Annotated in this window: 27 protein-coding genes; 23 read left to right on the plus strand and 4 right to left on the minus strand. The window is 47.4% G+C overall.

Features of this window, described 5'->3' with window-relative positions; translation table 11 throughout:
* Nucleotides 1-5 precede the first annotated feature (5 nt).
* The 4 genes from CR205_RS06020 (at nt 6) to CR205_RS06035 (ending at nt 4,158) form a co-directional block, all read left to right on the plus strand.
* A complete protein-coding gene (locus CR205_RS06020; protein WP_110517933.1) occupies nt 6-857 on the plus strand; it encodes a PHP domain-containing protein in 852 nt (283 codons plus the stop codon).
* Nucleotides 858-974: 117 nt separating this feature from the next.
* Complete coding sequence (locus CR205_RS06025; RefSeq protein ID WP_110517935.1) at nt 975-2,195, plus strand: EAL domain-containing protein; 1,221 nt, start codon at nt 975-977, stop codon at nt 2,193-2,195.
* A 171-nt stretch (nt 2,196-2,366) separates the two neighbouring features.
* Entirely contained in the window at nt 2,367-3,062 is a 696-nt protein-coding gene (locus tag CR205_RS06030; RefSeq protein WP_110517937.1) for a TVP38/TMEM64 family protein, read from the plus strand.
* A 97-nt stretch (nt 3,063-3,159) separates the two neighbouring features.
* On the plus strand, nt 3,160-4,158 hold the full coding sequence (locus tag CR205_RS06035; protein WP_110517939.1) for a DUF2207 family protein: 999 nt from the start codon (nt 3,160-3,162) through the stop codon (nt 4,156-4,158).
* A gap of 397 nt (nt 4,159-4,555) precedes the next feature.
* On the opposite strand, the gene CR205_RS06040 is transcribed toward CR205_RS06035, so the two are convergent.
* Entirely contained in the window at nt 4,556-5,116 is a 561-nt protein-coding gene (locus tag CR205_RS06040; RefSeq protein ID WP_110517941.1) for a hypothetical protein, read from the minus strand.
* A gap of 123 nt (nt 5,117-5,239) precedes the next feature.
* On the opposite strand from CR205_RS06040, the gene CR205_RS06045 reads away from it, so the two are divergent.
* Together CR205_RS06045 and CR205_RS06050 are read left to right on the plus strand one after the other, a co-directional pair.
* Entirely contained in the window at nt 5,240-5,752 is a 513-nt protein-coding gene (locus tag CR205_RS06045; RefSeq protein WP_110517943.1) for a YwpF-like family protein, read from the plus strand.
* A 45-nt stretch (nt 5,753-5,797) separates the two neighbouring features.
* Nucleotides 5,798-6,667 carry an amidohydrolase family protein gene (locus tag CR205_RS06050; protein ID WP_110517945.1) on the plus strand — a complete coding sequence of 290 codons (870 nt, stop codon included), beginning with the start codon at nt 5,798-5,800 and terminating at the stop codon, nt 6,665-6,667.
* Here CR205_RS06050 and CR205_RS06055 read toward each other — a convergent pair.
* Nucleotides 6,639-7,031, minus strand: coding sequence for a hypothetical protein (locus CR205_RS06055; RefSeq protein ID WP_110517947.1), 393 nt, complete (start codon nt 7,029-7,031; stop codon nt 6,639-6,641). The two genes, CR205_RS06050 and CR205_RS06055, sit on opposite strands and share 29 nt — an antisense overlap.
* A 176-nt stretch (nt 7,032-7,207) precedes the next feature.
* Between CR205_RS06055 and CR205_RS06060 the strand changes: the two genes are divergently transcribed.
* From CR205_RS06060 to CR205_RS06085, 6 genes are all read left to right on the plus strand, one after another.
* Nucleotides 7,208-7,966, plus strand: a complete 759-nt coding sequence (locus tag CR205_RS06060) for a peptidylprolyl isomerase (RefSeq protein ID WP_110517949.1) — start codon at nt 7,208-7,210, stop codon at nt 7,964-7,966.
* A gap of 522 nt (nt 7,967-8,488) precedes the next feature.
* Complete coding sequence (locus CR205_RS06065; RefSeq protein WP_110517950.1) at nt 8,489-9,397, plus strand: ABC transporter ATP-binding protein; 909 nt, start codon at nt 8,489-8,491, stop codon at nt 9,395-9,397.
* Complete coding sequence (locus tag CR205_RS06070) at nt 9,394-10,344, plus strand: ABC transporter permease subunit (RefSeq protein WP_110517952.1); 951 nt, start codon at nt 9,394-9,396, stop codon at nt 10,342-10,344. The genes CR205_RS06065 and CR205_RS06070 overlap by 4 nt, the downstream gene beginning before the upstream one ends.
* Nucleotides 10,345-10,405: 61 nt before the next feature.
* Nucleotides 10,406-10,780 carry a GntR family transcriptional regulator gene (locus CR205_RS06075; protein WP_110519703.1) on the plus strand — a complete coding sequence of 125 codons (375 nt, stop codon included), beginning with the start codon at nt 10,406-10,408 and terminating at the stop codon, nt 10,778-10,780.
* Nucleotides 10,777-11,478: an ABC transporter ATP-binding protein gene (locus CR205_RS06080; protein ID WP_110517954.1), complete on the plus strand. Its 702-nt coding sequence runs from the start codon at nt 10,777-10,779 to the stop codon at nt 11,476-11,478. The genes CR205_RS06075 and CR205_RS06080 overlap by 4 nt, the downstream gene beginning before the upstream one ends.
* On the plus strand, nt 11,475-12,272 hold the full coding sequence (locus CR205_RS06085) for a hypothetical protein (RefSeq protein ID WP_110517956.1): 798 nt from the start codon (nt 11,475-11,477) through the stop codon (nt 12,270-12,272). The genes CR205_RS06080 and CR205_RS06085 overlap by 4 nt, the downstream gene beginning before the upstream one ends.
* Nucleotides 12,273-12,330: 58 nt before the next feature.
* On the opposite strand, the gene CR205_RS06090 is transcribed toward CR205_RS06085, so the two are convergent.
* Nucleotides 12,331-12,528: a hypothetical protein gene (locus CR205_RS06090; RefSeq protein WP_110517958.1), complete on the minus strand. Its 198-nt coding sequence runs from the start codon at nt 12,526-12,528 to the stop codon at nt 12,331-12,333.
* Between the two features lie 309 nt (nt 12,529-12,837).
* Here CR205_RS06090 and yhfH point away from each other — a divergent pair, with 309 nt between their 5' ends.
* From yhfH to CR205_RS06130, 8 genes are all read left to right on the plus strand, one after another.
* Nucleotides 12,838-12,969 (plus strand): protein YhfH, encoded by a 132-nt coding sequence (yhfH, locus tag CR205_RS06095; RefSeq protein WP_110517960.1) that lies wholly within the window; start codon nt 12,838-12,840, stop codon nt 12,967-12,969.
* Nucleotides 12,970-13,094: 125 nt separating this feature from the next.
* Nucleotides 13,095-13,871, plus strand: coding sequence for a DUF3891 family protein (locus tag CR205_RS06100; protein WP_161524686.1), 777 nt, complete (start codon nt 13,095-13,097; stop codon nt 13,869-13,871).
* Between the two features lie 16 nt (nt 13,872-13,887).
* A complete protein-coding gene (locus CR205_RS06105; protein ID WP_110517964.1) occupies nt 13,888-14,535 on the plus strand; it encodes an HD domain-containing protein in 648 nt (215 codons plus the stop codon).
* A 147-nt stretch (nt 14,536-14,682) separates the two neighbouring features.
* Nucleotides 14,683-15,210, plus strand: a complete 528-nt coding sequence (locus CR205_RS06110) for a type 1 glutamine amidotransferase domain-containing protein (protein ID WP_110517966.1) — start codon at nt 14,683-14,685, stop codon at nt 15,208-15,210.
* A 71-nt stretch (nt 15,211-15,281) separates the two neighbouring features.
* Nucleotides 15,282-16,268 (plus strand): alpha/beta hydrolase, encoded by a 987-nt coding sequence (locus CR205_RS06115; RefSeq protein ID WP_110517967.1) that lies wholly within the window; start codon nt 15,282-15,284, stop codon nt 16,266-16,268.
* 200 nt (nt 16,269-16,468) lie between these two features.
* Entirely contained in the window at nt 16,469-17,152 is a 684-nt protein-coding gene (locus tag CR205_RS06120; RefSeq protein ID WP_110517969.1) for a cobalamin B12-binding domain-containing protein, read from the plus strand.
* Complete coding sequence (locus tag CR205_RS06125) at nt 17,121-17,873, plus strand: STAS domain-containing protein (RefSeq protein WP_142669869.1); 753 nt, start codon at nt 17,121-17,123, stop codon at nt 17,871-17,873. Before CR205_RS06120 ends, CR205_RS06125 begins: the two co-directional genes overlap by 32 nt.
* 228 nt (nt 17,874-18,101) lie before the next feature.
* Entirely contained in the window at nt 18,102-19,025 is a 924-nt protein-coding gene (locus CR205_RS06130) for a glycerophosphodiester phosphodiesterase (RefSeq protein ID WP_236634708.1), read from the plus strand.
* Nucleotides 19,026-19,074: 49 nt separating this feature from the next.
* Here the strand turns inward: CR205_RS06130 and CR205_RS06135 are convergent, their stop codons facing one another.
* On the minus strand, nt 19,075-20,613 hold the full coding sequence (locus tag CR205_RS06135; protein WP_110519705.1) for a BCCT family transporter: 1,539 nt from the start codon (nt 20,611-20,613) through the stop codon (nt 19,075-19,077).
* Nucleotides 20,614-20,834: 221 nt separating this feature from the next.
* Here CR205_RS06135 and queD point away from each other — a divergent pair, with 221 nt between their 5' ends.
* From queD to CR205_RS06150, 3 genes are all read left to right on the plus strand, one after another.
* Entirely contained in the window at nt 20,835-21,314 is a 480-nt protein-coding gene (gene queD, locus CR205_RS06140) for a 6-carboxytetrahydropterin synthase QueD (protein ID WP_110517975.1), read from the plus strand.
* Nucleotides 21,307-22,035 carry a 7-carboxy-7-deazaguanine synthase QueE gene (locus tag CR205_RS06145; protein WP_110517977.1) on the plus strand — a complete coding sequence of 243 codons (729 nt, stop codon included), beginning with the start codon at nt 21,307-21,309 and terminating at the stop codon, nt 22,033-22,035. The genes queD and CR205_RS06145 overlap by 8 nt, the downstream gene beginning before the upstream one ends.
* A 121-nt stretch (nt 22,036-22,156) precedes the next feature.
* Nucleotides 22,157-23,014, plus strand: coding sequence for a polysaccharide deacetylase family protein (locus CR205_RS06150; RefSeq protein ID WP_110517979.1), 858 nt, complete (start codon nt 22,157-22,159; stop codon nt 23,012-23,014).
* The last annotated feature ends 351 nt before the right edge of the window (nt 23,015-23,365 follow it).

A 23,365-nucleotide genomic window follows, 5' to 3' on the forward strand; every position in this document is an offset into this window, starting at 1 on the left:
TTCCAATGAAAGCGGACCTTCATATGCATTCCACCTATTCAGACGGGGGATACGACCCTGAAGCACTGATGCAGAAATGTGCCGACGGAGGGCTGACGATGGTGTCTCTTACGGATCATGACACGACAGGGGGGCTTGTGGCCGCCCGGAAGTATGCTGATCAGCACGGAATCCGTTTCGTTTCAGGGATTGAACTGAGCACCAGATCGAAAAGCGGCAGAAGCGTGGACATTCTCGGCTACAACTTTGATGCGGAGGACCCGGAATTTCAGGAAACGATCGCCTACTACAGAAGGATGCGCAAAGGCCGTATGGCTGAAATGATTGAGAAATGCCGAAGCCTCGGAATCAACGTGGAATGGTCGGATGTTCTTGTCCATGTAACAGGTCATACGTACTCGAGGCCCCATATGGCAAAAGCACTCGTTGATAAAGGCTACGCAGAAAATGTGTCAGACGCTTTTAAGCGGTATGTAGGATATGGAAAGCCGCTCTACGTCCAAAAAAAAGAAGAGCTCTCGCCTGAGCAGGCGATTGATGTGATCCAGAGTGCCGGGGGGGTTGCCATCGTAGCGCATCCGGTATTCTACAACCTTGATGACGAAATAGCGGAATGGGCAGTATATAATGGACTGGATGGGATCGAGGTTTATCATCGTGATCATTCAAAAGAAACGATCGCCCGCTTCTGCCGTCTTGCCGACCGTATTGAAGAGAAAACAGGTCGTACGATTCTCCGGACCGGCGGCTCGGATTTTCATCATGAATCTTTCGGGCGGGATGGGGAGGAAATTGGGATCACCAAGCTTCCGCATAAGGAAGCAGATCAGTTTCTCAGTGCCATTCGCACCAGGTAACGCACAGGCCCGCAGGGATTAATCCCCCGGGTCTGTTCTTTTTCAGAGAATTCATACGCTCTTTTTCTTCAACGTGCTATAATTTTAAAGTAAAGATGCACGAAGGGGAAATGTCAGATGGATCCATTGGAAGTGATTCAGAAAAAAGAACACGCAGCAGCTTTTTATCAGCCTGTCATCAGCTCTGACGCTCATGCAGTTAATGGATATGAAGTGCTGGGAATGCTGAAAAACAAAGAGAGAACGGAGCCGCTGGGAGGTTTTTTCAGGGACCCTCTGGTGCCTGCTGAGTATAAGTGGGAAATTGACCAGAGAATCTATGAGCAGGCTTTTTCCTGTTATGTAAACAGTCCCGGCGCGCCTTTTCTGTTTTTAAATGTGCATGCCGGTGTGCTTTATGAGTTGGATGTCCATGAGCAGTTTCTGGCCATTATTGATTCCTTCAAAGACCAGGGGCTCAGTAAAAGTAAAATTGTGCTTCAGTTCAGGCAGAATGATTTCAAAGGAGATCCGGAAAGCTTTGGCCACCTGCTTAAGTTTTTTACGACGAGCGGGTTGAAAGTAGCCATCGATGATCTGGGAAGGCACGGAAGCGATCTTGACCTTCTGTCCAAGCTCGAACCCGACCTGCTGAAAATTGATCTCATGGAAATCGGAAATCATGAGTCTGCCTTTGATTACAGAAATGTGCTTGACGCGCTGGCCGTTTTTTCAAAGAAAATCGGTGCTTCGCTTATGTTTAAAGGAATTGAGGATTTTCATCATCTCTATCTTGCCTGGCGTCACGGAGGGCAGTTCATGGAAGGGAATTATCTGATGAGACCGGCGGATAAGTGGGTCAGTCCGGAAGCCATGACACCGTCATTTAAAGAAAAAATCAAATCTTTTATTGTTCGGGAAAACAGGCGGCTTCAGGACCAGATTGCTTTTGTACTGGAGGTGGACACCAAACTCATCCGCCTGGAAAAAGACCTTCCGCTAAATGCAGGTAAAGATCACCGGGCGGTCCAGGTGGCAAAAGCGCTCTCTGCTATGGCGTTTAGAGTGTACAGCTGCGATCGGTTCGGCTATCAGCTCACCTGTAACTGGATTAAGGACATCCAGTCGGGCTGGACTTCACAGGAAGAGGCAAAAGGAAAGAACTGGAGCTGGCGCTCTTATTTTCTTGAAAACCTTGCGCAGATGGAAGGACGCAAGGCAGGCATACTCTCTGACATGTACAGGGATATCGAAACCAATGAACTGATCAGAACCTATTCCTATCCTCTGGGAGAAAATGAATTTATTTTTATCGACCTTGATCCATCGTTTCTTTACGAGCGTGACTGGCTGATGTAATATACGATAGGATGCCGGGCAGGTTTTCTGCCCGGCTTTTCGGTTTGGTTACCTTCATAGCAGATGGACCGTTTTAAAAATGGATTCGGCCCCGGGAACCGTTCACGGTGTACCGGCCGGGTGTACTGAGGTATAATGAACATGAAGGCGAGGCTGAAGAGGAGAGTATAAATGAAAAAATGGATCGCTTTTGCGCTGCTTCTGACTGCTCTTGCCCTGTTGTGGCAAACCGATTTTGTCACTGCAGCAAGAAACAGCAATACAGAATTCTTTACAGATACGCTGTTTGAACAGTGGGGCCCTTTTCTTCTTGCAGTGACAATACCGCTTATGATTGTTCAGAATATTTTTACTCTTTTTCCGGTACTTCTTGTAATCGTGGTGCATAATCTTGCGTTCGGTTTTTTCTGGGGAAGTATTTTCAGTCTGGCTGGCACTGTGGCCGGGGCATTAGCGTGCTTTTATATCGTCCGCTATTTCAATGTAGGATGGGTACGGAAAGTGCAGGAGAAAAATGAGGAGAAATTCGAAAAATACTACCGCTGGATAAAAAAATACGGCGTCATGATGATCATTGTGCTCAGAAGTGTTCCTGTGTTTCCGAGTAATATTATCTCTGCTGCAGCGGCTTTTACGCCGATCGGCAGCAGATCATATTTCTGGTCCTGTGTATTCGGAAATACCTCCATGGTCTGGCTTCTCTCACTTCTCAGTGCTCCTGTATGGGCCGGAGATGCGGAGGGGAGTTTCGTTTCCTGGCTGCTGGCAGGGTATCTTGCCTACTGTGCCATGCTGCTATTGTTCTTTGTGCAGCAGGAAGTAAGCAGCAGACGGATTCGAACGGTCAGGAAGCAGAGAATATCCTAATAAAAAGTACAGGCACACAAGGGCTTGTACTTTTTTAAAAACCAGTGATTTAGTACCATATTAGAAAAGGGACAAGAAACAGGAAGGGGAGGCTGATATGATTACTGCCGCATGGATTCTGTCTGCAGCGATTATCCTTATCGTGGTAACGGTGAGGACTGTTGAAAACAAGAAGAAAACAGACCCTTTTGCTTTTGAAGGAGAAAGAGAGAAGCTGCTGGGCAGCCTCGAAGAAACACGGCTCAGCCCGGCCATGGCAGTAAAACTTCTATCCAGGCGAGGTCTTTCATCAAATGATGTTACAGCAGGTCTGCTCCATGCTGCTTATAAAGGTGCAGTAAAACTGGAGTATGATCATACCGGAGGGAATCACCGGTTTTCAGACTCCCGTCCGGACAAGGAGCATGAACCTTTGACGGAGGATGAAAGATACCTTCTTGACTGGCTTTTGTACCGGGTCGGCCGGGATGGCCACTTCCATGTTGATGATCTGGCCGGCTTTACAGGGGACAAACAAAAGATGGAGCAGTATCTTCAAGACCTTTATGAATGGGAAAAACAGACTATTGCCTCTATGAAAGCCTTTGATCTGTACCGGCCTCTTAGTCTCCCGAGAATGATTCTGGCCGGTACAGGGGCAGCAGGCATTCTAACAGGAAGTGTTTTCTTATTTTTCCACCCATTTTCAGGAATAGCTGTCTTTCTCGCCGCACTATTCAGTCTTATATCGATCCGGTCTGTATCTCCACATACAGCGGCGGGAAGAATGGAGGAAGCAAGGTGGCGGACCTATTACCGGATGCTAACGGACATAAATGCTGAAGAGATAGGCAGAGAGCACCTCTCATCCGCCTTTATTTTTGCGGTTGCCTTCAAGGTTGTTGACCGGTTTTTTACCGCTTTTCCGATCCAGGAAGCCGGGGAACTGAAAGTAAATGAGGAACCGTTTCCTCTTTATTACTTCGCCCCTGCCGGATCCTTTGTGCTTTCAGCAGAAGGGATCAGAATGTATGAGGAGCTGGAACAGGGATTTGACCGTGTTGAAAATGCCCCTGTCGCCATGACCGATTCAGACCTGCCTGACGGACTTGATTGACTTTCAATCAGGTCCGTTTTAATACGCTCCTCTAAAAAGAGTGTTGTTTTTACGCTGCAGGCTGACGCTTTCTGCGGGCATGAAATTGTTCACCTGGTACTTGTGTTGTTGCACGCAGGCAGTGAGACTCCTGCGGCAATGGAGGCCGGGTTGGAACCCGCAGGCTCAGCCGATGAGGCTTGTCGGCATCGCCGCAGAAAACGAACGGACGGCGTCAAGTGGAGCTTCTTATCCTAAGCCTCTTGTTCTGCAGCAAACCGTTTCATGACAATCTCGTGCAGCGGTGCCTGTGTAAGCAGGTACAAAGGGTGCCACAGGGCCGGTGAAAAGAATGTCAGGGCTGTGTATACTCTATTTTCTTTCCGGTCGAGTAAAAAATGGAAATAACCGCTCTGGTTCATTTTTTCACGAGAAGCCCCCCGGTGATCCGGTACAGCCCTTCTCCGGGGTTCCCGTCAACTGCCGCCCTTTTCATTGTAATTAAAGGCAAACCGGCGGAAGATATAGTAAAATGAGTATCAGTGACTGCTGCTGAAACGGTATGGAGGGATTTTTTTTCGAGCCATGCCCCGTAATGTCTTATATGATCGAGGCTGGCAGTGAAAACAGAGGGCCGGTACATCTGGACTGATGTTGCTTTCCCTCCGCAAGACCTGCTGCGGGTCCCGACCGACGCCGTGCAGGCAGAAAGAAAAATGATTTCAGTTTCATACTCTTCGCCCAGTGCTTCAAGATAGTGTTTTACATACAAAAGCAGTTCTTTTTTACCTGCGATCCGGCCGCTGGGTAGCGGGAGCGTATCCAGATAAACTCTGTCGTAATGCTTTACAAGACGTGCAAGACTCTCCGCATCGGGTACAAACACTGTTCCCGGGCAGAGGCTGTAAACGGACAGACCTCCCTTGTGTTGCGGGAAGTCCGCCGGCTTCAGTGCGGTAATAAGCGCTTCTTTTTTCACGATGGACAGCCCCTTTCCGACCAGGTCCCGCCAGGAAAGCGATTCAGTATTATCATAGCAGTGACCCGCCGGTTGAACAATTCCGGCTTAACGCATAATCACATGATCAGGGAGGAAAAAACGATGAAAACTTTTAAACTCTGTTCACTTGCAGTTCTGTTTGACGATGAGCATGGTAAGGATGAACTCAAAGGAAAACAGATTCCGCTGGTGGATGGCCTTATCATTAATAAAGAGGAAGCCAATAAGAACTGGCTTGTAGAAGCGGTTCTGGATAAAAAGTGGCGCCGCTTTTTTGAAGAGTATCAAGAGGCAGATCAGCATTTTATGGCTGAAGTGACAATCACGAAAAAAACGAATGATCCTGCGACACTTGTCTGCTCAGTCAAGTCCGTAAATGATCTGACTCATCATCTGAGCGTTCACCTGGACGGGGTAATTGTAGCAAAGAAAGACGACCTTTCCGATATGCTTTTGAAAACGCTTGTTTCTGAAGGGTTTGAGGGGGAAGCGCTGTACGAGGAATTTAAAAAGAGAAAGCGGGACCGCGGGCAGGCTATTCAGGGCATCCTGACGACTGCATACGAGCAGGTAAAGGAAAAAGGGTATGTTGACGGAGATGAGCGGAGCAAGTAAAGGCATTCCGGCCATCCTGTTATTCAGACGGAGGAGAGGACCTGAATGAAAATTATTGATGCACATATTCATTTTTCCCATATTGAAAGCTTTCATCATACTGCAGGAAATCTCTCCATGATCGATTATTCGGAGAAAGGATATGAAAAAGAATTTACAGAGGCTGGCGTGGTATTTTCGATTGCCATGGGACTGCGTGAAATTGAAGGCGGCGAGGGCTTTCCCGACCGTGCCCCTTCAACACCGATGGGGATCGATCTGGCCACCCGGATTCCCCGCGGAATGGCCGTCTGCCAGGGAGTGAATCCCTACCGTCTCGAAAAGGAAGATCTGGAGCGGCTCGAACGGGAGCTGCTCAAACCTGAGACGGCAGGAATAAAAATCTATCTCGGTTATTATCCGTTCTACGCCTATGACAAAGTGTACGGACCTGTGTATGAACTGGCAACAGCTTATAACCTTCCAGTCGTCTTTCATACAGGTGACACGTATTCCGAGCGCGGGCTGCTGAAATACGCCCATCCCCTGACGATCGATGAAACAGCCGTGGCAAACCGGAACGTCACCTTTGTGATGGCCCACTTCGGCGATCCGTGGATGCTTGATGCAGCCGAGGTGGTCTACAAAAACCGAAACGTCTATGCAGATTTGTCCGGCCTGATTGTTGGGGAGGAACAGGAGGCAGGAAGAATCAGAAATACGCCTCATTTTTTTGATCACTTTAAACATGCCCTTGCCTTCTGTGACAATTACGACAAGCTGATTTTCGGCACCGACTGGCCGCTTGTGAGGGTGCAGCCGTACGTGGATTTTATTCGTGCCCACATTCCTCACGACCATCATGAGGACGTGTTTTACAATACGGCACTGCGTGTGTTCCCGAAAATCAGGCCTCTGCTGCCGGACCAGTCCTGAAAGATTGATCGGATTGGCGGAAAAAACCGGCTTCGATCGTGTCGGCAACCTTATTTTTCAGGTGCGCATTCATGTATTTGGCGGTCAGGGCGTACCCCCTGAAAAAGATTGTATATTCGGAAAAGGTTTCATCTTTGCTGTTAAATTCCACTTTCAGGCCGAGTTTTTTCATCTGTACCTTTGTAAAGTGAAGCTCTTTTCCAAGGAGACGGATCGTCTGTTCAAGAAGATGAATGTATGGTGTTTTCAATTTCACCGGGGCCTCCTGGATCCGGACAAGATCGCTTTCGAGCACCTTTCTGGCGAGTTCATAAAGGATATAGGTTTCGCTTAACCGTTCTTCTTCCACCGTCAGTCTGGCCATATATAACCGCTCCTTTCCTCACTTGCCAATTAATACGAACGTGCGTTCTGTTATTTATATTACCCTTATTTTTAAAAATGAGTCAAGAAGAAAAAGATTCCTGCTTGTTTTTCACGAACACGTCATCAATAATAAAAAGATAAGCATTTACATAAGCAGAAAAAGGAGTTTTTACAATGAAAAAATCAGCAAGACTCACATTAGGTACAATGGCTGCCGGAGCCATTCTTCTGCTCGGCGCCTGCGGAGAAGGCGGAGACAATGGAGACAACGGAGACAATGCAGAAAACGGAGACAATGGCGAAACTGCTCAGGAAGGAAACGGAGAAGCTTCAGACTTCCCGCAGCTGAACGGTGAGGTGGCCGAAGACGAACAGGAGGTCGTCATGCGCACCTCCATGGGTGACATTCACCTGAAGCTGTTTCCCGAACGGGCACCAAAAACGGTTGAGAATTTCGTGACGCTGGCCGAAGACGGCTACTATGAAGGAATTATCTTTCACCGGGTTCTCGATGATTTTATGATTCAGGGCGGTGATCCGACCGGGACAGGAACCGGAGGAGACAGTATTTATGACGGACCGTTTGAAGATGAGTTCGATGAGGAACTGGTTCACCTGAGAGGGGCTCTGTCCATGGCGAACAGTGGACCGGATTCAAACTCAAGCCAGTTCTTCATCGTTCAGGCAGACAGTCTTGTACCTGAACTTGAAGAGCAGCTTGATGAACTCGTGGAAAACGGCGAGTATGATGAAGAACTTGCCGAAGCCTATAAGGAACACGGCGGCACCCCGCACCTGGATAACGGCCACTCCGTATTTGGGCACGTCATTGATGGAATGGATGTCGTGGATGAAATCGCCGCGGTTGATGTGGATCCTCAGGGCCGCCCGGACGAAGACGTTGTGATTGAAGAAATCGAAGTTATTGACTGAGTACAATAGATAAGAAACTTAGTAAAAACGAATGAAGTCGGCACAAAAACCGGCCTGATGAGAAGAGTGTGGGACAAAAGTAAAATGTTTAGAAGAAAATCCGAACAAAAAGCTGTCTGGCGTATGAATTATACACCGACTCCTGCGGGAGGAAAAGCGCAGGTGAGACCCCTGAGTAGCGAAGCACATAGAGGCTCAACCGCTTCCCGCGGAAAGCGGTGTATATTTCAGCAGCGATTGCTCTGCACCGCTTGCTGATTGTTCGGATTTTCGTTTATAAAAATACTTCTGTCCCAGCTTCTTTTTTAGAAAACAGTTCCAGTTATCGCATCCCGATAACGGAACTGTTTTTTTTTTGAGTCTCCTTTGCCCCTGCCTGATTGCTAAACCTCCGGGCTCAGCTGACTGCTCTCAGGTTTTCCCATGCGAAGCTGAGCCTGTAATTTTTGGTTGACCGTCTGTATGTTCTGGTGTACTATTTGATTAGTACACTAGAACATGCGGACTTGGGGGAAAATAACAGTGGAGAAATCAGTGATACTTAAAGGACTTACAAAGCGGATTGGAAACCGGGAGATTGTAAAAAACGTGAACCTCGACATTTACAGAGGAGAAGTGTTTGGCCTCCTTGGTCCAAACGGAGCGGGAAAAACCACCATCATCCGAATGATGACAGGGCTTGTAAAACCTAGTGATGGGGAGGTTACCATCTCCGGATACCCGGTTGGTTCCGAGTTTGAAAAGGCGATTGCCAGAACAGGTGCAGTAGTGGAAAATCCGGAGATGTACGGCTTCATGAGCGGGCTTGACAACCTCGTTCATTACGCACGGATGCACAAGGGAATATCAAATGAGCAAATTAACGAGATTGTGAAAGTAGTTGAACTTGAGGAGCGGATCAAAGATAAAGTGAAAACCTACTCACTCGGCATGAGACAGCGGCTCGGACTGGCGCAATCCCTCCTGCACAGTCCTGAGGTCCTTATTCTGGATGAACCGACCAATGGCCTCGATCCAGCCGGTATAAGAGAAATGAGGGAATATCTCAAACGGCTCGCGAAAGAAGAGAATATCTGTGTGATTGTGTCGAGTCATCTTCTTAGTGAAATGGAAAAAATGTGCGATCGGGTCGCTGTGATTCATAAAGGTGAATGTATACGTATAGAAGCTCTGTCGGAGTTAGCCGCCGGAAAGAAAGAGAGCTGGTTTATTTCCATTGAGGGAAATCCGGAAACAGCTGCGGCAATCCTGAAAGGGTGGGCGGTACAGACAGATAAAAACGGCATTGTGGTGAAAACAAACAGAAAGAACATCCCTGACTGTCTAAAGTTGCTGATCGCGGGTGATGTACCGGTGTTCGAAGTAAGGCCGGAAACAAGCGGCACATTGGAAGAGGAATTCCTATCCATTACAGGAGGGAGCACAGCATGAAACAGTTCATCAATCTTTTGAGAAATGAATGTATGAAAACAAGTAAAAGGACTGGTACAAGGGTAATGGTGGTTCTGCTGCTGTCGGTCGTTCTCGCCGGTGGTCTGATTACTAAATATCTGGTTCCCCATGAAGAATCCTCTGGAGGCTGGGAACAGCAGCTTGAAGAGCAGACAGCAGGTCTTCAAACCGCGCTTGCAGAGGAGGAAGGAACGGAAGCCGCTGCCAGAATTGAGGAGCAGATTGCCTTAAATGAGTACTATCTTCAGACAGGCACAGAACCATTAACGTCTTCTGACACATGGTCGTTTTTTATTGATAACGGCATGGTTGTAAGTCTCATCACTATGTTTACAGTGATCGTTGCAGCCGGCATCGTATCCCAAGAGCACAGCAGTGGTACCATCAAGCTTCTGCTTGCAAGGCCCGTCTCACGATGGAAGGTTCTGTTCTCGAAATGGGCAGCTGTTATTGTATTTGCTTTTTTCATGACAGGCTTGTTCATAACCGCCACCTTTCTAACAGGACTCGCTCTGTTTCCGGACGGGCTGGCTGCTGACAGATCAGTCGAGATGGTAAATGGCGAAATCCGCGACTGGTCTGCACCTCTTTACGGTCTTACCGTGTACGGCCTGCAGTTTGTTGAGGTCGTTATTTACGGTACCATGGCCTTTATGATTGGCACAGTCTTTCGTAATCAGGCTCTTTCAGTTGGAATCTCACTTACCGCTTTATTTATGGGAACGCAGATTGTGTTTCTGTTAAGCAGCTACGAGTGGGCAAAATATATTCTTTTTGCCAACACGTATCTGATTCAGTATCTTGATGGAGCACCGATGATCCCGGCTATGACACCTGCTTTTTCCGCTGTCATGCTCCTCCTTTATGCGGTTATCTTTTTGGGTGCGACTTTTACCGTGTTTTCAAAAAGAGATGTGGCTGACTGACGGGTCTGCTACAATGTAGAAAGACTAAATACCTCTGTAAAGGAGGCGTGCATACGTGACGATGACATTTGACCACAATCGTCCGATTTATCTGCAGCTGATGGAACAGATTTACGGCGATATCTGCAGCGGCGAGCTCCTGCCCGGCAGCAAGCTCCCGTCTGTAAGGGAAATGGCGGTAAGCGCCGGTGTGAATCCGAACACAGTTTCCCGGACATACATGGAAATGGAAAGAAAAGGTGTAGTGGAATCAAGGCGCGGACAGGGTACATTTGTGACTGGTAATTCCTCTGTGATCCGCAATTTGAAGAAATCTGCAGCCGGGAAGGAAACCAAGAGGCTGATTGACGTCCTGCACCGATACGGATACAGCCGTGAGGAAATGATTGCGCTGGTGGAAGCAGAACTGAACAGGAAAGGAGAACCGGACACATGAACCATCCATTTATAGATGTGAAAGGACTCACAAAAAAATATCGCAGAAAAACAGCTCTGAAAAAGATCGACCTCACAATCGACAGCCCGGGCCTGATTGGTCTTGTGGGTCCGAACGGAAGTGGGAAGTCAACGCTGTTAAAAACGGCAGCTGGTCTGCTCAGGCCGGGAAAAGGCTCTGTCACAATTCTCGGTGAGACAGTCTCAAGAAGAATTGCTGATCAGGCTGCTTATCTGGCGGAAGTGGACTCCCTGTACGATTATCAGACAGTCCGGCAGGCAGTTGTCTTCTTCAGCCGGGTATATCCTGATTTCTCAGTTGAAAAAGCAGAAAGCCTGCTCGGTGAACTGAAAATTGACACGGGGATGAAAATAAAGAGTCTTTCCAAGGGAAACCGGGCACGTGTGAAAATTGCCGTCACCCTTGCCCGGGATGTGCCGGTTCTCCTTCTTGATGAACCACTCTCAGGTCTTGATCCCATCGTTCGGGAGGAGATTTTGAAAATGATTATCCGGCACACGGACTTAAACCGGCAGGCGACCGTTATTTCCACACATGAAGTGGCAGAGGTGGAACCTTTTCTTGATTATATTATTTTTGTCAAAGACGGCAGCATTCTCTTATCCGAGGATGTGGAGACGCTTCGCGAAACGAGAGGCCAGAGTGTCGTGCAGGCGATGAGGGAGGTGCTGTCATGACCTGGCTTGCCCTTGTCGCTAAGGAAGTCAGGCAGAACATGTTTCTGATGGGACTTCACGGGGGACTTCTGGCGGCGGCTCTGATTATAATCTGGTACAACGGGGACCGCAGCGCCGGGATTGGCGCACTGCTGTTAATCGGTGTTCCGCTGATCATCGCCCACGTGATTTCGGTGTTTCTGTATATCCTTGCTTCCATGAGAAGAGAATGGAAGGACCGGACTGCGTACATCTGGATGAATCTTCCTCATTCGGGGATCACAATTCTTTCGGCAAAATTTGCTGCGGCATTTCTTGCAGGTGCATCGTTTTTGTTTCTTACAATGCTCCTGATCCTGGGACTGATCAATCACCTGGAACCGCTGCTTGCTGCGGCGGGGCTTGACATCCTGGTCCAGCTTTATAAGGATTACGCTGTCTGGATGTATACTTTTATTCTTTATGGTGCCGTCCAGATCGGCCTGGCTGGTTTATTCATTTATGTTCTTCATAAAGTAATCCGCCCATTGGGCTGGCTGATTGGGATTGTGATCACCTTCGGGGCCAACTGGCTCTGGTCGTTCATCACAGATACGGCCGTGTACAGTACCATTGCCTACAGGCTGCCGATGCTTACCATTGAGAACGTTCCTGAAGGTGTGATGGTTGAGATAGCGGGGGTCCACAGTTCCTACAACGCGTATGATCAGATCATTGAAATGGCATACCTGGGTCACACGATCATTGAAGTGGTTCTGATGGCAGTTATCTTCTTGGCAATCTGTCTTCTTTTTGATAAAAAAGCGGAAATATAAAAAAACAGGTGCTCTCCCAATCGGGAAGCACCTGTTTTTTATGTAGCTTTTCCTGTCATTAATCACGGATTGTGTAATAAATCATAATGATAATCGTTGCAAAAGCCATGACGGCAAGCGGGAGCTGGGTAATCCAGCCAACGGCTTCTTCTTCCCCGTTTCCATCTCCGTTTCCGGCCGCTGCCGCGGTAATAACAGGAGTCAGAAGTGCAAGTGCAAACACAATCATGGATGAGAACCACTTTTTCAGCGACATACTGATAACCTCCTCGCAAAACAGTTCGTATTCAGGCGATCATATTTTATTATATCCCGCTGTACGCGTAAAGGCAAAGGTTGTCTTAAAGTTGAAAAAAACATTCACTTTGCAAGGGGAATCAGGACAGATGACGGTACATTCAGTGCTGATCTGTCATATAACAATAGTGAAAAGAGGAACTGTTTCGAAAAAAGATGTTTAATTAAAGAATGAAAAAGGTAAAAAACAACTAACTGTTCCATAATAGGTGTTGAAAAAGTTTTGTTGTTGTAATACAATCAGTGTAACAAACAAGGAGGGGTTAGCATGATCATACCGAATAAGGAATTTTTTCAGAATCTTCCGCCGAAAGAGTGTTCAAAATGCGGAACTGTGATTGAAGAAATGGCCGACTGCTATTATCATCAGTGTGACGACTGCCTCAAGGAAGTAAAATAACTGTAAAGAAAACCGTTCTCCCTTCTCCCGGAGAACGGTTTTTTGTCTGGAAAGAAACTGTGCTGAAAAGGATGAAAGAGACTTTTCGCGAATTAAAGATAAAGACAGGGAAGGGGGGGCTTTGTATGATCGTAAGGCAGGATGAGGAAGGCCTGTCATTTTTCGAACAGGACAGACATGCGCATCTGTCAGGTGTTTTTGCCGCAGCATGGAATGAGGATCTGTTTGCAGGAACGGCTTGGAAGGATAGCGTCTGTCTCGCTGTCACACAGCACGACCGGGGCTGGGCATCCCTTGACCGGGAGATAGTAACGGACGGGGAAAAAGGGATGCCTTTGTCATTTACCGACTACCCGTTAAAAAGGAAAATAAGCGTCTATAAAAGCGGTGTAGATGAATTACTGCGAATGGATCCCTACAGTGCTCTTCTTGTAAGTCTGCACTATGCGAGTTTTTTTAAGGGGAAAAGAGATCCAGACGGGACTGCATTTATGATAAGTGAACAGAGACGTCAGCAGCAAATCCGAAAGCACCTCGGTGCAAATGGACCTTCAGAAGAAGCTCTTTCCTTTCATTTCGACCTGCTGCAGCTTTGTGACAATCTGAGCCTGTATCTGTGTATGAACAGGTGGGGCGTAAAAAAGGAAGATGAGATGCCGTGGTTTAAAAATGGATTCCCTCAAAGGCTCGCTCCACTGCGGGGCAGGGTGATGGAGGCCAAATTCAATTCAGCAAACACCGTTACAATCAGCCCTTATCCGTTTTTGAAAGATGCAGTCAGCGTGACCATCCCATATAAATATGTCAGAATGAAGGATGTTAACACAACGGGTTCCAAAGTATGGAATAAAGCATACGAACGTGCCCCTCAGTTGTATCACTCCATTGCAATCTGCCGGTAAAGGAGACAGAGCTAAAATGAGTAATTCAGATAGAGTATTTGTGGATCGTGCAGAAAAACTTGCCCGATCGTTTTTTGAAGGAGACGCCACCGGACACGACTGGTATCACACGCACAGGGTCAGAAATACAGCCGTTTCTCTTGCTGAGAAGGAAGATGCAGATTTGTTCGTCTGTGAGATGGCTGCTCTGCTTCACGATGTTGCAGATGATAAATTTTACGATGAACCAGAGCGGGGGATGCAGTTTGTACAGAGCTGGCTGGAAAAAGAAAATGTTCCAAAGGCAGCCCAAATTATCAAGGCAATTGAGACTGTTTCCTTTAAAGGCGGTACCAACCGTGCACCTGACACGATTGAGGGCAGGGTGGTGCAGGATGCCGACCGTCTGGATGCCATCGGTGCCACCGGGATTGCCCGCTGCTTTATGTATGCCGGGGCGCACCAGGACCCGATGCACGTCCCTGAGCTGCCGCCGCGGACAAATATGACTGAAAAGGATTACAGAACGGGAAAATCGACTGCAATAAATCACTTTTATGAAAAGCTTCTTACCCTGAAAGAACGGATGCAGACGGTGACGGGAAAAAGGATGGCACAGGAGAGGCATGCGTTTCTCGAGACGTTTCTGGACACCTTTGCTGATGAATGGAATGGGAAAAAATAGCATTACGAACGTTTAAGCGGTCGAAAGTTCGGGGAAATACATACTTAGACCTTAAAAATCGCATAGTAAAAGATGCGATCCCAAACTGAAATGCAGAGAATAACAGCTTATTGACTAATTATGCATATCCTAAAAGAGGTGAAACAAATGCGGCTTAAAGATGTGAAAGTACTTACTGTGGTGGACGATGAGTTTGAAGATCTGGAATTGTGGTATCCGATTTACCGCCTTCGTGAGGAAGGGGCGATTTGTCATGTTGCCGGAAAAGAAGCCGATCATACTTACACTGGTAAGTACGGTGTTCCGGTTAAAAGTGATTACAGCTTCGAGCAGATTGAAATCAGTGAATATGATGGCATCCTTGTCCCAGGAGGCTGGGCTCCCGATAAACTCCGCCGTTACGACGAAGTGCTTGATATGGTCACTTTTATGGAAGAAAAAAAGCGTCCGATCGGTCAGATCTGCCATGCAGGTTGGGTACTGATTTCGGCTGATATTCTCAGGGGAAAGCAGGTAACAAGTACCCCGGGGATTAAACACGATATGATGAATGCCGGCGCAGAATGGCACAACGAAGGCGTGGTAGTAGACGGACATTTGATATCAAGCCGTCGTCCGCCGGATCTTCCTGCATATGCGAAAGCTTTTGCAGACGCGCTTGCTGATTCCGAGTAAACGGCATCCGCTTCAGAGCTTTTTCAAAAGGCTGGCGGATCTGATCACCATTGACTGAAAGGAGCACTGTCATGTCCTGGGAACGAGATATATCATGGACCGGAACGCTTGCGGAAAGTCTTCCGGGGCTTGAGCAGACCAATCCCCATTTGAAGCTTCCTGAACTGGATCATTATTTGAATTATTATCAGTACAACATGAAAAAGACAGCTGCTTACCGCTGCGGCAGAATTACCACGGAGCGGTCCTCTGTTTTCGTTCAGATTTTTACACCGCCGAAACCAAAAGGCACCGTTCTACTCATTCACGGCTATATGGACCATTCTGGTGGTCTGAGTACAAGTGTGAACGGTTTTCTCGAGCAGTCGTATGAAGTTATATCTGTTGATCTGCCGGGTCATGGCCTTTCGGACGGAGACAGAGGGGCGATTCGTGATTTCTCCCACTATGTTGACGCAGTAAAAGCGGGCTGGGATGAGGCACAGGTTTACAGGTCAGAAGGGCCGGTTTATGGGCTCGGCCACAGCACCGGCGGAGCCGTTCTTTTTCACGGGGTGAGTGAAGGAGTGATCTCCATGGAGGCGCTCATGCTGGCTGGCCCTTTGTATCATCCTTATCAGTGGAAATGGGTCAGACTGCTTTTGCCTGTAGCCAGCAGATGGGTAACGAAGAAAAAGCGCCGTTTTAAGCAGAATTCAAAAGATGAGCGGTATCATCAGTTCTTAAAGCATGATCCCCTGCAGGTTCAGGAGCTGCCCACGTCATGGCTTATGGCTCTTACCGAATGGCAAAAAGATATTCTTTCCTGTTCCAATGTAAGCGTTCCAGTCTATCTCCTCCAGGGGACGAAGGACACGACCGTACAATGGGAGGAGAATGTCGAGTTTTTCAGTGACAAATGCGACGACCTCCAGGTAGCGCTGTTTGAAGGGGCCGGTCACCAGATTCTTAATGAAAAGCAGCCGATCAGAGCCCTTGTATTTGAGCGGATCGCTGCCTTTATGAAGATGACCGGTAACCATAACCGGCCTGGTGTAACGGAAGAAACAGGAGACTGATTAAGCCCGGTCAAGGGCGCAGCCACGGTCCTCGTGGCTTTTTTGGTACCACCGAATGTAAAAAAGAACTAAAAAAGAAGTCAGAGATATGCTAATATGGAATCATTCTGTTAAACTTGTTCCATAGATACAAAGGTTTAATCCGGTTCAGACTTGAATGAATTATTTATCATATAAACTTACACCAAGCAGGTGATCGAGTGAAAAATGAACGGCGAGATTTTGTAGAAGCGCTCCTTGCAGGAGACCAGGGTGAGTCATTCCACATTGTGAACAGGCTCAGGGAAACCCAATCCCGTCTCAGCATCTATCATAATCTGGTTACTCCGGCAATGTATGACATTGGCCGCCTGTGGGAGGAAAACAAAATCTCTGTTGCCGATGAACATCTGGCAACCGGCGTGTGTGATTTTGTACTTTCCCAGACCGAGTTTGACCTGGTCCAAAAACCGCTAAGCAGTAAAAAACCGAAAGCAATGTTCTTTTCAATTGCGGACGAGTGGCACCAGCTTGGCATTAAGATGGTCTCTATACTCTTTAAGGAACATGGATGGAATGTCCGTTACCTGAATGCAAATCTGCCGCAGGATCACGCGCTGAATAATGCAAAGGTGTGGAAGCCGGATTTAATCGGGATGTCCATTTCACTTGCGTACCGTGCTCCTGATTTATCGGGGTATATTGAAGCGTTTGAAAAACTCCCATCCAAGCCAGCGATCATGATCGGCGGAAGAGTAATGGCGAATTATAATTTGTCTTCAATTGTCTCCCACAATACGCTGGTCATGAAGGACCTACCTGAATTGAATGACTGGCTGATAATGAATAAACAAAACAGGCGGGATGGAATCAATGCTAAATCAAATACCACTTCCCTATATTAGGATTAACTCACAATTTGATATTCTTCATATTTCCGATCGTGGCAAACAGGAGTTTCATGGTGTTGGCTCCTTTCTTGACATGATTGACCGTGAAAGCCGGGAAAAGGCGAGAAAAACACTCGAAAAAAGGAAGAATTCGTTTTTCCTGGAACTGAATCTGCAGACAAAAAAGCAGCCGATTACCCTGTTTGACGTTTATGGGCATTGGAATGGAAACGGGGAAGCGCACATTATTATCGTCTCAAAAGACGGGCGGATGCAAAAAGTCGAATCCCAGCTGCTTACGCTTCAGAAAAGGTTAAGGAACACGAATTTTGAGCTCTATGAAAAAAATGAAGAGCTTGAGGAATCCATTTTACGAAACAACAGCCTGTCTGGTCCCTTTATTACACTAAGCGATGAAGTCGCTCTCGTGCCCATCTATGGTGACCTTCACGAGGACAAGCTGTTCGCTGTAAGAGAAAACATTTACAATGCGGTATACAGAGGCGATTATCAGAAAGTTCTGGTTGACTTTACCGGCGTTGGAACAATTGAGCAGGATGGTATTAACGGCATTAAGGAAATTATACTGACACTTGACTATATGGGCGTTGATGTGATTCTTATTGGCATTCAGCCTCAGCATGCGAGACAGATGAAGGTGTTTATGGATGATCTGCAAGTAACATGCATTCAGTCAGCGAAGGAAGCAATCCGTAGATTTTTAATTCAATCATAACATTCAGGATCACTCTCAAAAATGCAGGGAGTGGTCTTTTTTTAAGCTGTTTTCGTATAAATTGCTGCTTTTCCTTAAAATTGAAGCTGGCGGTGGCGAAGCCCCGAAGGGTGATTTTCCCGAGGAGGCTGAGGTGTTGCACGCGGAAAGCGTCTGCCTGCAACGAAAAAATAACAATTTTTCTGAAAGCAGCTTTTATAAATGATTATTTAACCAGGGGGGATGACAATGGCTGTTGTTGAAAGAAGTAAGCCGGGTAATTCGAAAACAAAACGTGCTTTACAGGTGTTCGCTCTCATTCTTTGCATATGGATGGGGATTTATTTGTTTCCTGTCAGTGAGCGGCCGCCTCAGCCATTTTTTCAGAACCAGGAAGGCCCTCTTGTTATCGCCCATCAGGGAGGAGAACATCTGGCCCCCTCCAATACGCTGGAGGCATTTGAAAATGCCGAGGAGCTGGGAGCAGATGTGCTGGAATTCGATGTACATATTACTGCAGATGGTGTACCGGTGGCGATTCATGATGCAACGGTAGACAGAACCACAGACGGCACAGGCACGGTGAATGACATGACATTCGATGAGATTAAAGTACTGGATGCAGGAGATTATTTTCAGGATTCGAACGGGGAGTACAGTTACAGGGGGCAGGGTGTCACCATCCCATCCGTGGAGGAAATCCTTGAAAATTTCGGTCATATGAAGCTGAACATCGAACTTAAAGCCACCAACAACCCTGATCAACATGAGGAACTCGTTCACTCTGTGTGGGACCTGATCAGAACATATGAAATGGAAGAAAAGGTGCTCATTGCAAGCTTTGAACAGGATTTGATTGACCGCTTTCGTGAGGTGTCCGGCGGGGCAGCCGTTAGCGGCGGAAGGCAGGAGGTTACAAGGTTCGTTCTTCTGCACAAATTATTTCTGAACAGTATCTATTCCCCAACAGTTGATGCCGTGCAGATTCCGGTGGAGGAGAGTATTTTTAATCTTGCAGACCATTCACTCATAAGAGGTGCCCATAACCGTGGAATGGAGGTCCATTACTGGACGATTAATGATGAGGAAACGATGGAAAAACTAATTGAGCTTGGGGCAGACGGCATCATTACCGACCGCCCGGATCTCCTGCTGGAGCTGCTGGGCAGATAATTCAGGATGCAGGTACTAATAAATCTCAATTCAGTATGCTTGTTCGATATTATTTATCTACAGATGTTCTCTTTTCCCGAGGCTCTCTGATTCCCTGTTCCACAGCAAGTTCAGAAGCCACCCTTGGGGCAAGCCACAGGAGCGGGAGAAGAATGAACGATACTGGTACAGCTGTAACTACAATAAACGACTGCAGGGCATTGACACTGCCCTCCCCAATATAAAGAAGAACTGAGGCAACTGCTCCCATAATACCTGCCCAGAAAACCCGGAGTGCACTCGATGGATCCCCGGTCCCCGTTACTGCCATTGATATAGTATAGCTCATTGAGTCACTCGTTGTTGCGACGAAAATGACGGTCACGATCAGAAATGCGACGGCAATGAACCATCCGGCCGGCAGTTGAGTGACGATGGCAATCATGGATGCAGGCAGACCACTTTCATTCAGGGGCTCAGAAACAGAACCGGAATTCAAGAGCTCAAGGTGAATTCCAGTACCTCCGACGACAGTAAACCAGAAATTGGTTACCACCGGAGCGATAACAGCCACCGCCACGACGAGCTCCCGAATTGTCCGGCCTCTAGAGATCCGGCTAATAAAAATGGCCATCATCGGACCGTAACCAATAAACCACCCCCAGAAAAACACAGTCCAGAAAGCCAGCCAGCCCGGGTCATCCCTGTAAAGGCTCATCGGCAGAAATTCGCGGAGGTAAACACCGTAAGAGCCGATAAACTGGTCAATAATAAAGCCGCCGGGACCGACGAGCAGAATGGCTACGATTAAAACGAAGGTGAATATAACGTTAAATCTGCTCAGAATCTGAATCCCTTTATGGATACCGGTAACAGCGGATACCGCTGCAATGCCCACCAGGCCAATGACGATCAGCAGCTGTGTCAAAAACGTATTCGGAATACCAAAAAGAACGTCAAGGCCGTATGCAACCTGCAGCCCTAAAAAACCGATCGGTCCGATCGTCCCTGCAGCTACAGCAATGATTGAAAAAGAATCAATGAGTGTACCCATAGGGCTGTTTTTCATCAGCTTTTCCCCAAACACCGGGTAAAGAAGTGTTCTTGGTTTCAGGGGCATCCCTTTATGATAATGTCCGTACATAAGTACGATGGCACCGAGCGTCCCGAGAATTGCCCAGGCCAGAAAGCCCCAGTCAAGAAATGAGACCGCCAGAGCAGGCGAAACGGCTTCCGGTGATCCGGGCTCGACCCCCCAGAACATCGGTGGCGTATCAATAAAATGATACATCGGTTCGGCAGCGGCCCAGAATACTCCGCCTCCGGCAAGGAGTGTACACATAATAATTGAAATCCATTTGAAGGTGCTCATTTCAGGTGAATCCAGCTTTCCAAGGCGAATTCTGCCTGTTGCAGTGAAGGCAAGTATGATAGCAATGATAAAGGTGGCCAGCATCAGAATCTGCCAGAAAGCACCGAAATAACCGGCTGCAAATCCGAACCCTGCATCTACCAGACCAGCAACAAAATCCACATCAATCAGTGCAGCCGCGACAAACAGAAACAGCAGACCTCCGCTAATGATCGTAACCGGCCAGTCAAAGCGCATTGTATTTTTCAAGTAAACGTCCCCCTGTTCATAATGACACTTCCTATTTATAGCGTCTGTTCTTTCACAGTCGTTTATACTACGGGTTTGACTGTCTCCTGTAAAGCGTCAGGGTAACCAGAGGAGTCTGTCATAACATTGAAAAACATGTTAAGATAGTACAGTTGACTAGAGGGTTCGAAATTCCCTCCCCTCGCAGCCAAAAAAACTAGGGAGTGAAAATGGTGGAATTTAAAATACCGGACCGGGTCGAAAAGCTCGGTGAAGATATTCAGAAGAAGGAACTCAGATATCACAGGAAACGTGTCGGCATTACAAAGGAATTTACGTTCGATGCCGCCCATCACCTTCACTGTTATGAAGGAAAATGCAAAAATCTTCACGGTCATACTTACAAGCTTGTGATGACGATTAGCGGCTATGTGGATGAGGTGGGAATCAGTGTGGATTTTGGTGATGTGAAACGAATCTACGAATACACAATTAAGGAGCGGCTTGACCACCGCTATCTTAATGAAGTGCTGCCGAAAATGAATACAACAGCAGAGAATATGATTGTCTGGATCTGGGAGGAACTTGATACCTCTCTTGAAAAAGAAGGTCTGAAATCCAAGGGACAGCGGCTTGAGGAACTGGTCCTTTATGAAACCCCGACAAGCTATGCTTCCTTAAAGAGGGAGTGGATGGAAGAAGATGAGTGAATTTGCCCTCCCGGATCAGGAAGAATACCTAAATTGGAAGCTTCCTATGGTCGAAATTTTTGAAACGGTGGAAGGGGAAGGCACGGCAGCAGGCTATCCGACTGTGTTTGTTCGGGTGTTTCACTGCAACCTTCGCTGCCACTGGTGTGACACGCCCTACAGCTATGCACCGGCAAAACCGGAATTTGAAGCGACCATCGGTGAAATTGTTGAACGTATTCGGGAGTTCGACAGCCGCTACATCTGCTTTACAGGGGGAGAGCCGCTGATTCACGGCAAAAAATCAGCTGCTCTGCTTAAAGCCATGGCTGCTATTCCTGAAATTGTTGATATTCACATTGAAACAAACGGGGCGATTGATCTCGAACCCTTTGAACACTTGCGTCGGAGCGATGCGGACACAGGAAAAAAAGCCCGTTATGTAATGGACTATAAACTGTCCGCTTCCGGTGAGCGAAACCGGATGATTCACAGTAATTTTACTCATCTGCAGAAGCAGGACGAAGTGAAATTCGTTATTGCCAACGATGAAGATTTTGAAGAGGCGAAAGAGGTAGTACGGACTGAACACAGGCAGGCTCATGTCCTGTTCAGTCCGGTCTGGGAGTCCATGCCTCCAAAAAGGCTTGTTGAAAAAGTGCTTGCCAGTAAGCTTTCAATGGTAAAAGTAAGTCTTCAGCTTCACAAAATCATCTGGCACCCTGATCAAAGAGGTGTATAAGGCTTTCCGCATTGCGGAAAGTCTTTTTTTCTGCTTTTTGGGGATTTGTGAATACGAAGACGAATAATCTGTCTTTCCCGTCGGAAAATAACATTGACTAAACTTCTGAGGGGTTGACACTTTGAAAAGACTGTTCGTTTTTTTATGTACATTACTCGTCGTATTGTCTGCATTTGGAGCGTGGGGTACAGGGGCCTGGGCAGAACAGGATACAGAACCTGAGTGGTGGTGGAAGAAAGACAAAACCGTACAGGAGCAGCCGCCGCTTAAAGGCGGCCCGGAAAAAGACATGCGCGATCTGACTCCGGTAAACAATAATGTCCTTGCCGAGCAGTATCCAGGGATCGTTTTTGTGAGGGGACCGGGCGACGCGAATCGCGTGGCTCTGACTTTTGATGATGGCCCTGACCCTGACTATACTCCTCTGATTCTCGATGTTCTAAAAGAATATGATGTGCCGGCTACCTTTTTTCTTATGGGCGCACGAGCAGCAATGAACCCGGAACTTACGAAGCGGATTGACAGTGAAGGACACGAGATCGCGAACCATACCTATTGGCACCCGGACCTCGTGGAGGAAGGAGAGGTGGATATCCTTGTAGAGGAGGTAAACCGGACAGAGGATACGCTTGCTGATATTCTCGGGTACCGTACAAGGCTGTTCAGGGCTCCGTATGGATTCCTTTACGAAGAACTTGTGGAGGAACTGGACAACCTCAACTACTCTGTCATCGCATGGGACGTAGATTCTCTTGACTGGGAAGACCTGACTCCTGAAGAAATCTCAGAGAATGTGCTTCCAATTGTTGTACCTGGTTCGATCATTCTCATGCATGATGGAGGTTCCCCTGAAACAGACCGGACGCAGACTGCTGAATCACTGAGGATCATTATCCCTGAACTTCAGGAACAGGGCTATGAATTCGTTACAGTATCCGAGCTGCTGAATATACCTGCAACGATGGAAGAAGCACAATAACACCGGCCTGAAAAAAACTGTTTTCGGCTGGATTGCTGTATTGAGTATGAAAATTTTTGAGCGAAAGGTCGCGACTCCAGCGACGAAATCTGCTTCACGAGCAAGCTTCGACGCAGATACATCCCAGCGATGCTGGCAGAGGAAGAAGCAGGAGTTTTCCGAGGAGGCTGAGGTGTTGCCCGCGGAAAGCATCAACCTGCAGCGTTTTATAACAACAATGTTTCCGAAAACCACTTTAATAAAGGGCTTCATTATCTTATTTCGATAATGGAGCCCTTTTTGCCGTGTTGTCTCAGAGCATCTAAAACGTGCGAAAGGTCGTTTTCACTCGGTCTTATTCCAGCCTCACTC

This window comes from Alteribacter lacisalsi (genome assembly GCF_003226345.1).
Classification (GTDB): Bacteria; Bacillota; Bacilli; order Bacillales; family Salisediminibacteriaceae; genus Alteribacter; species Alteribacter lacisalsi.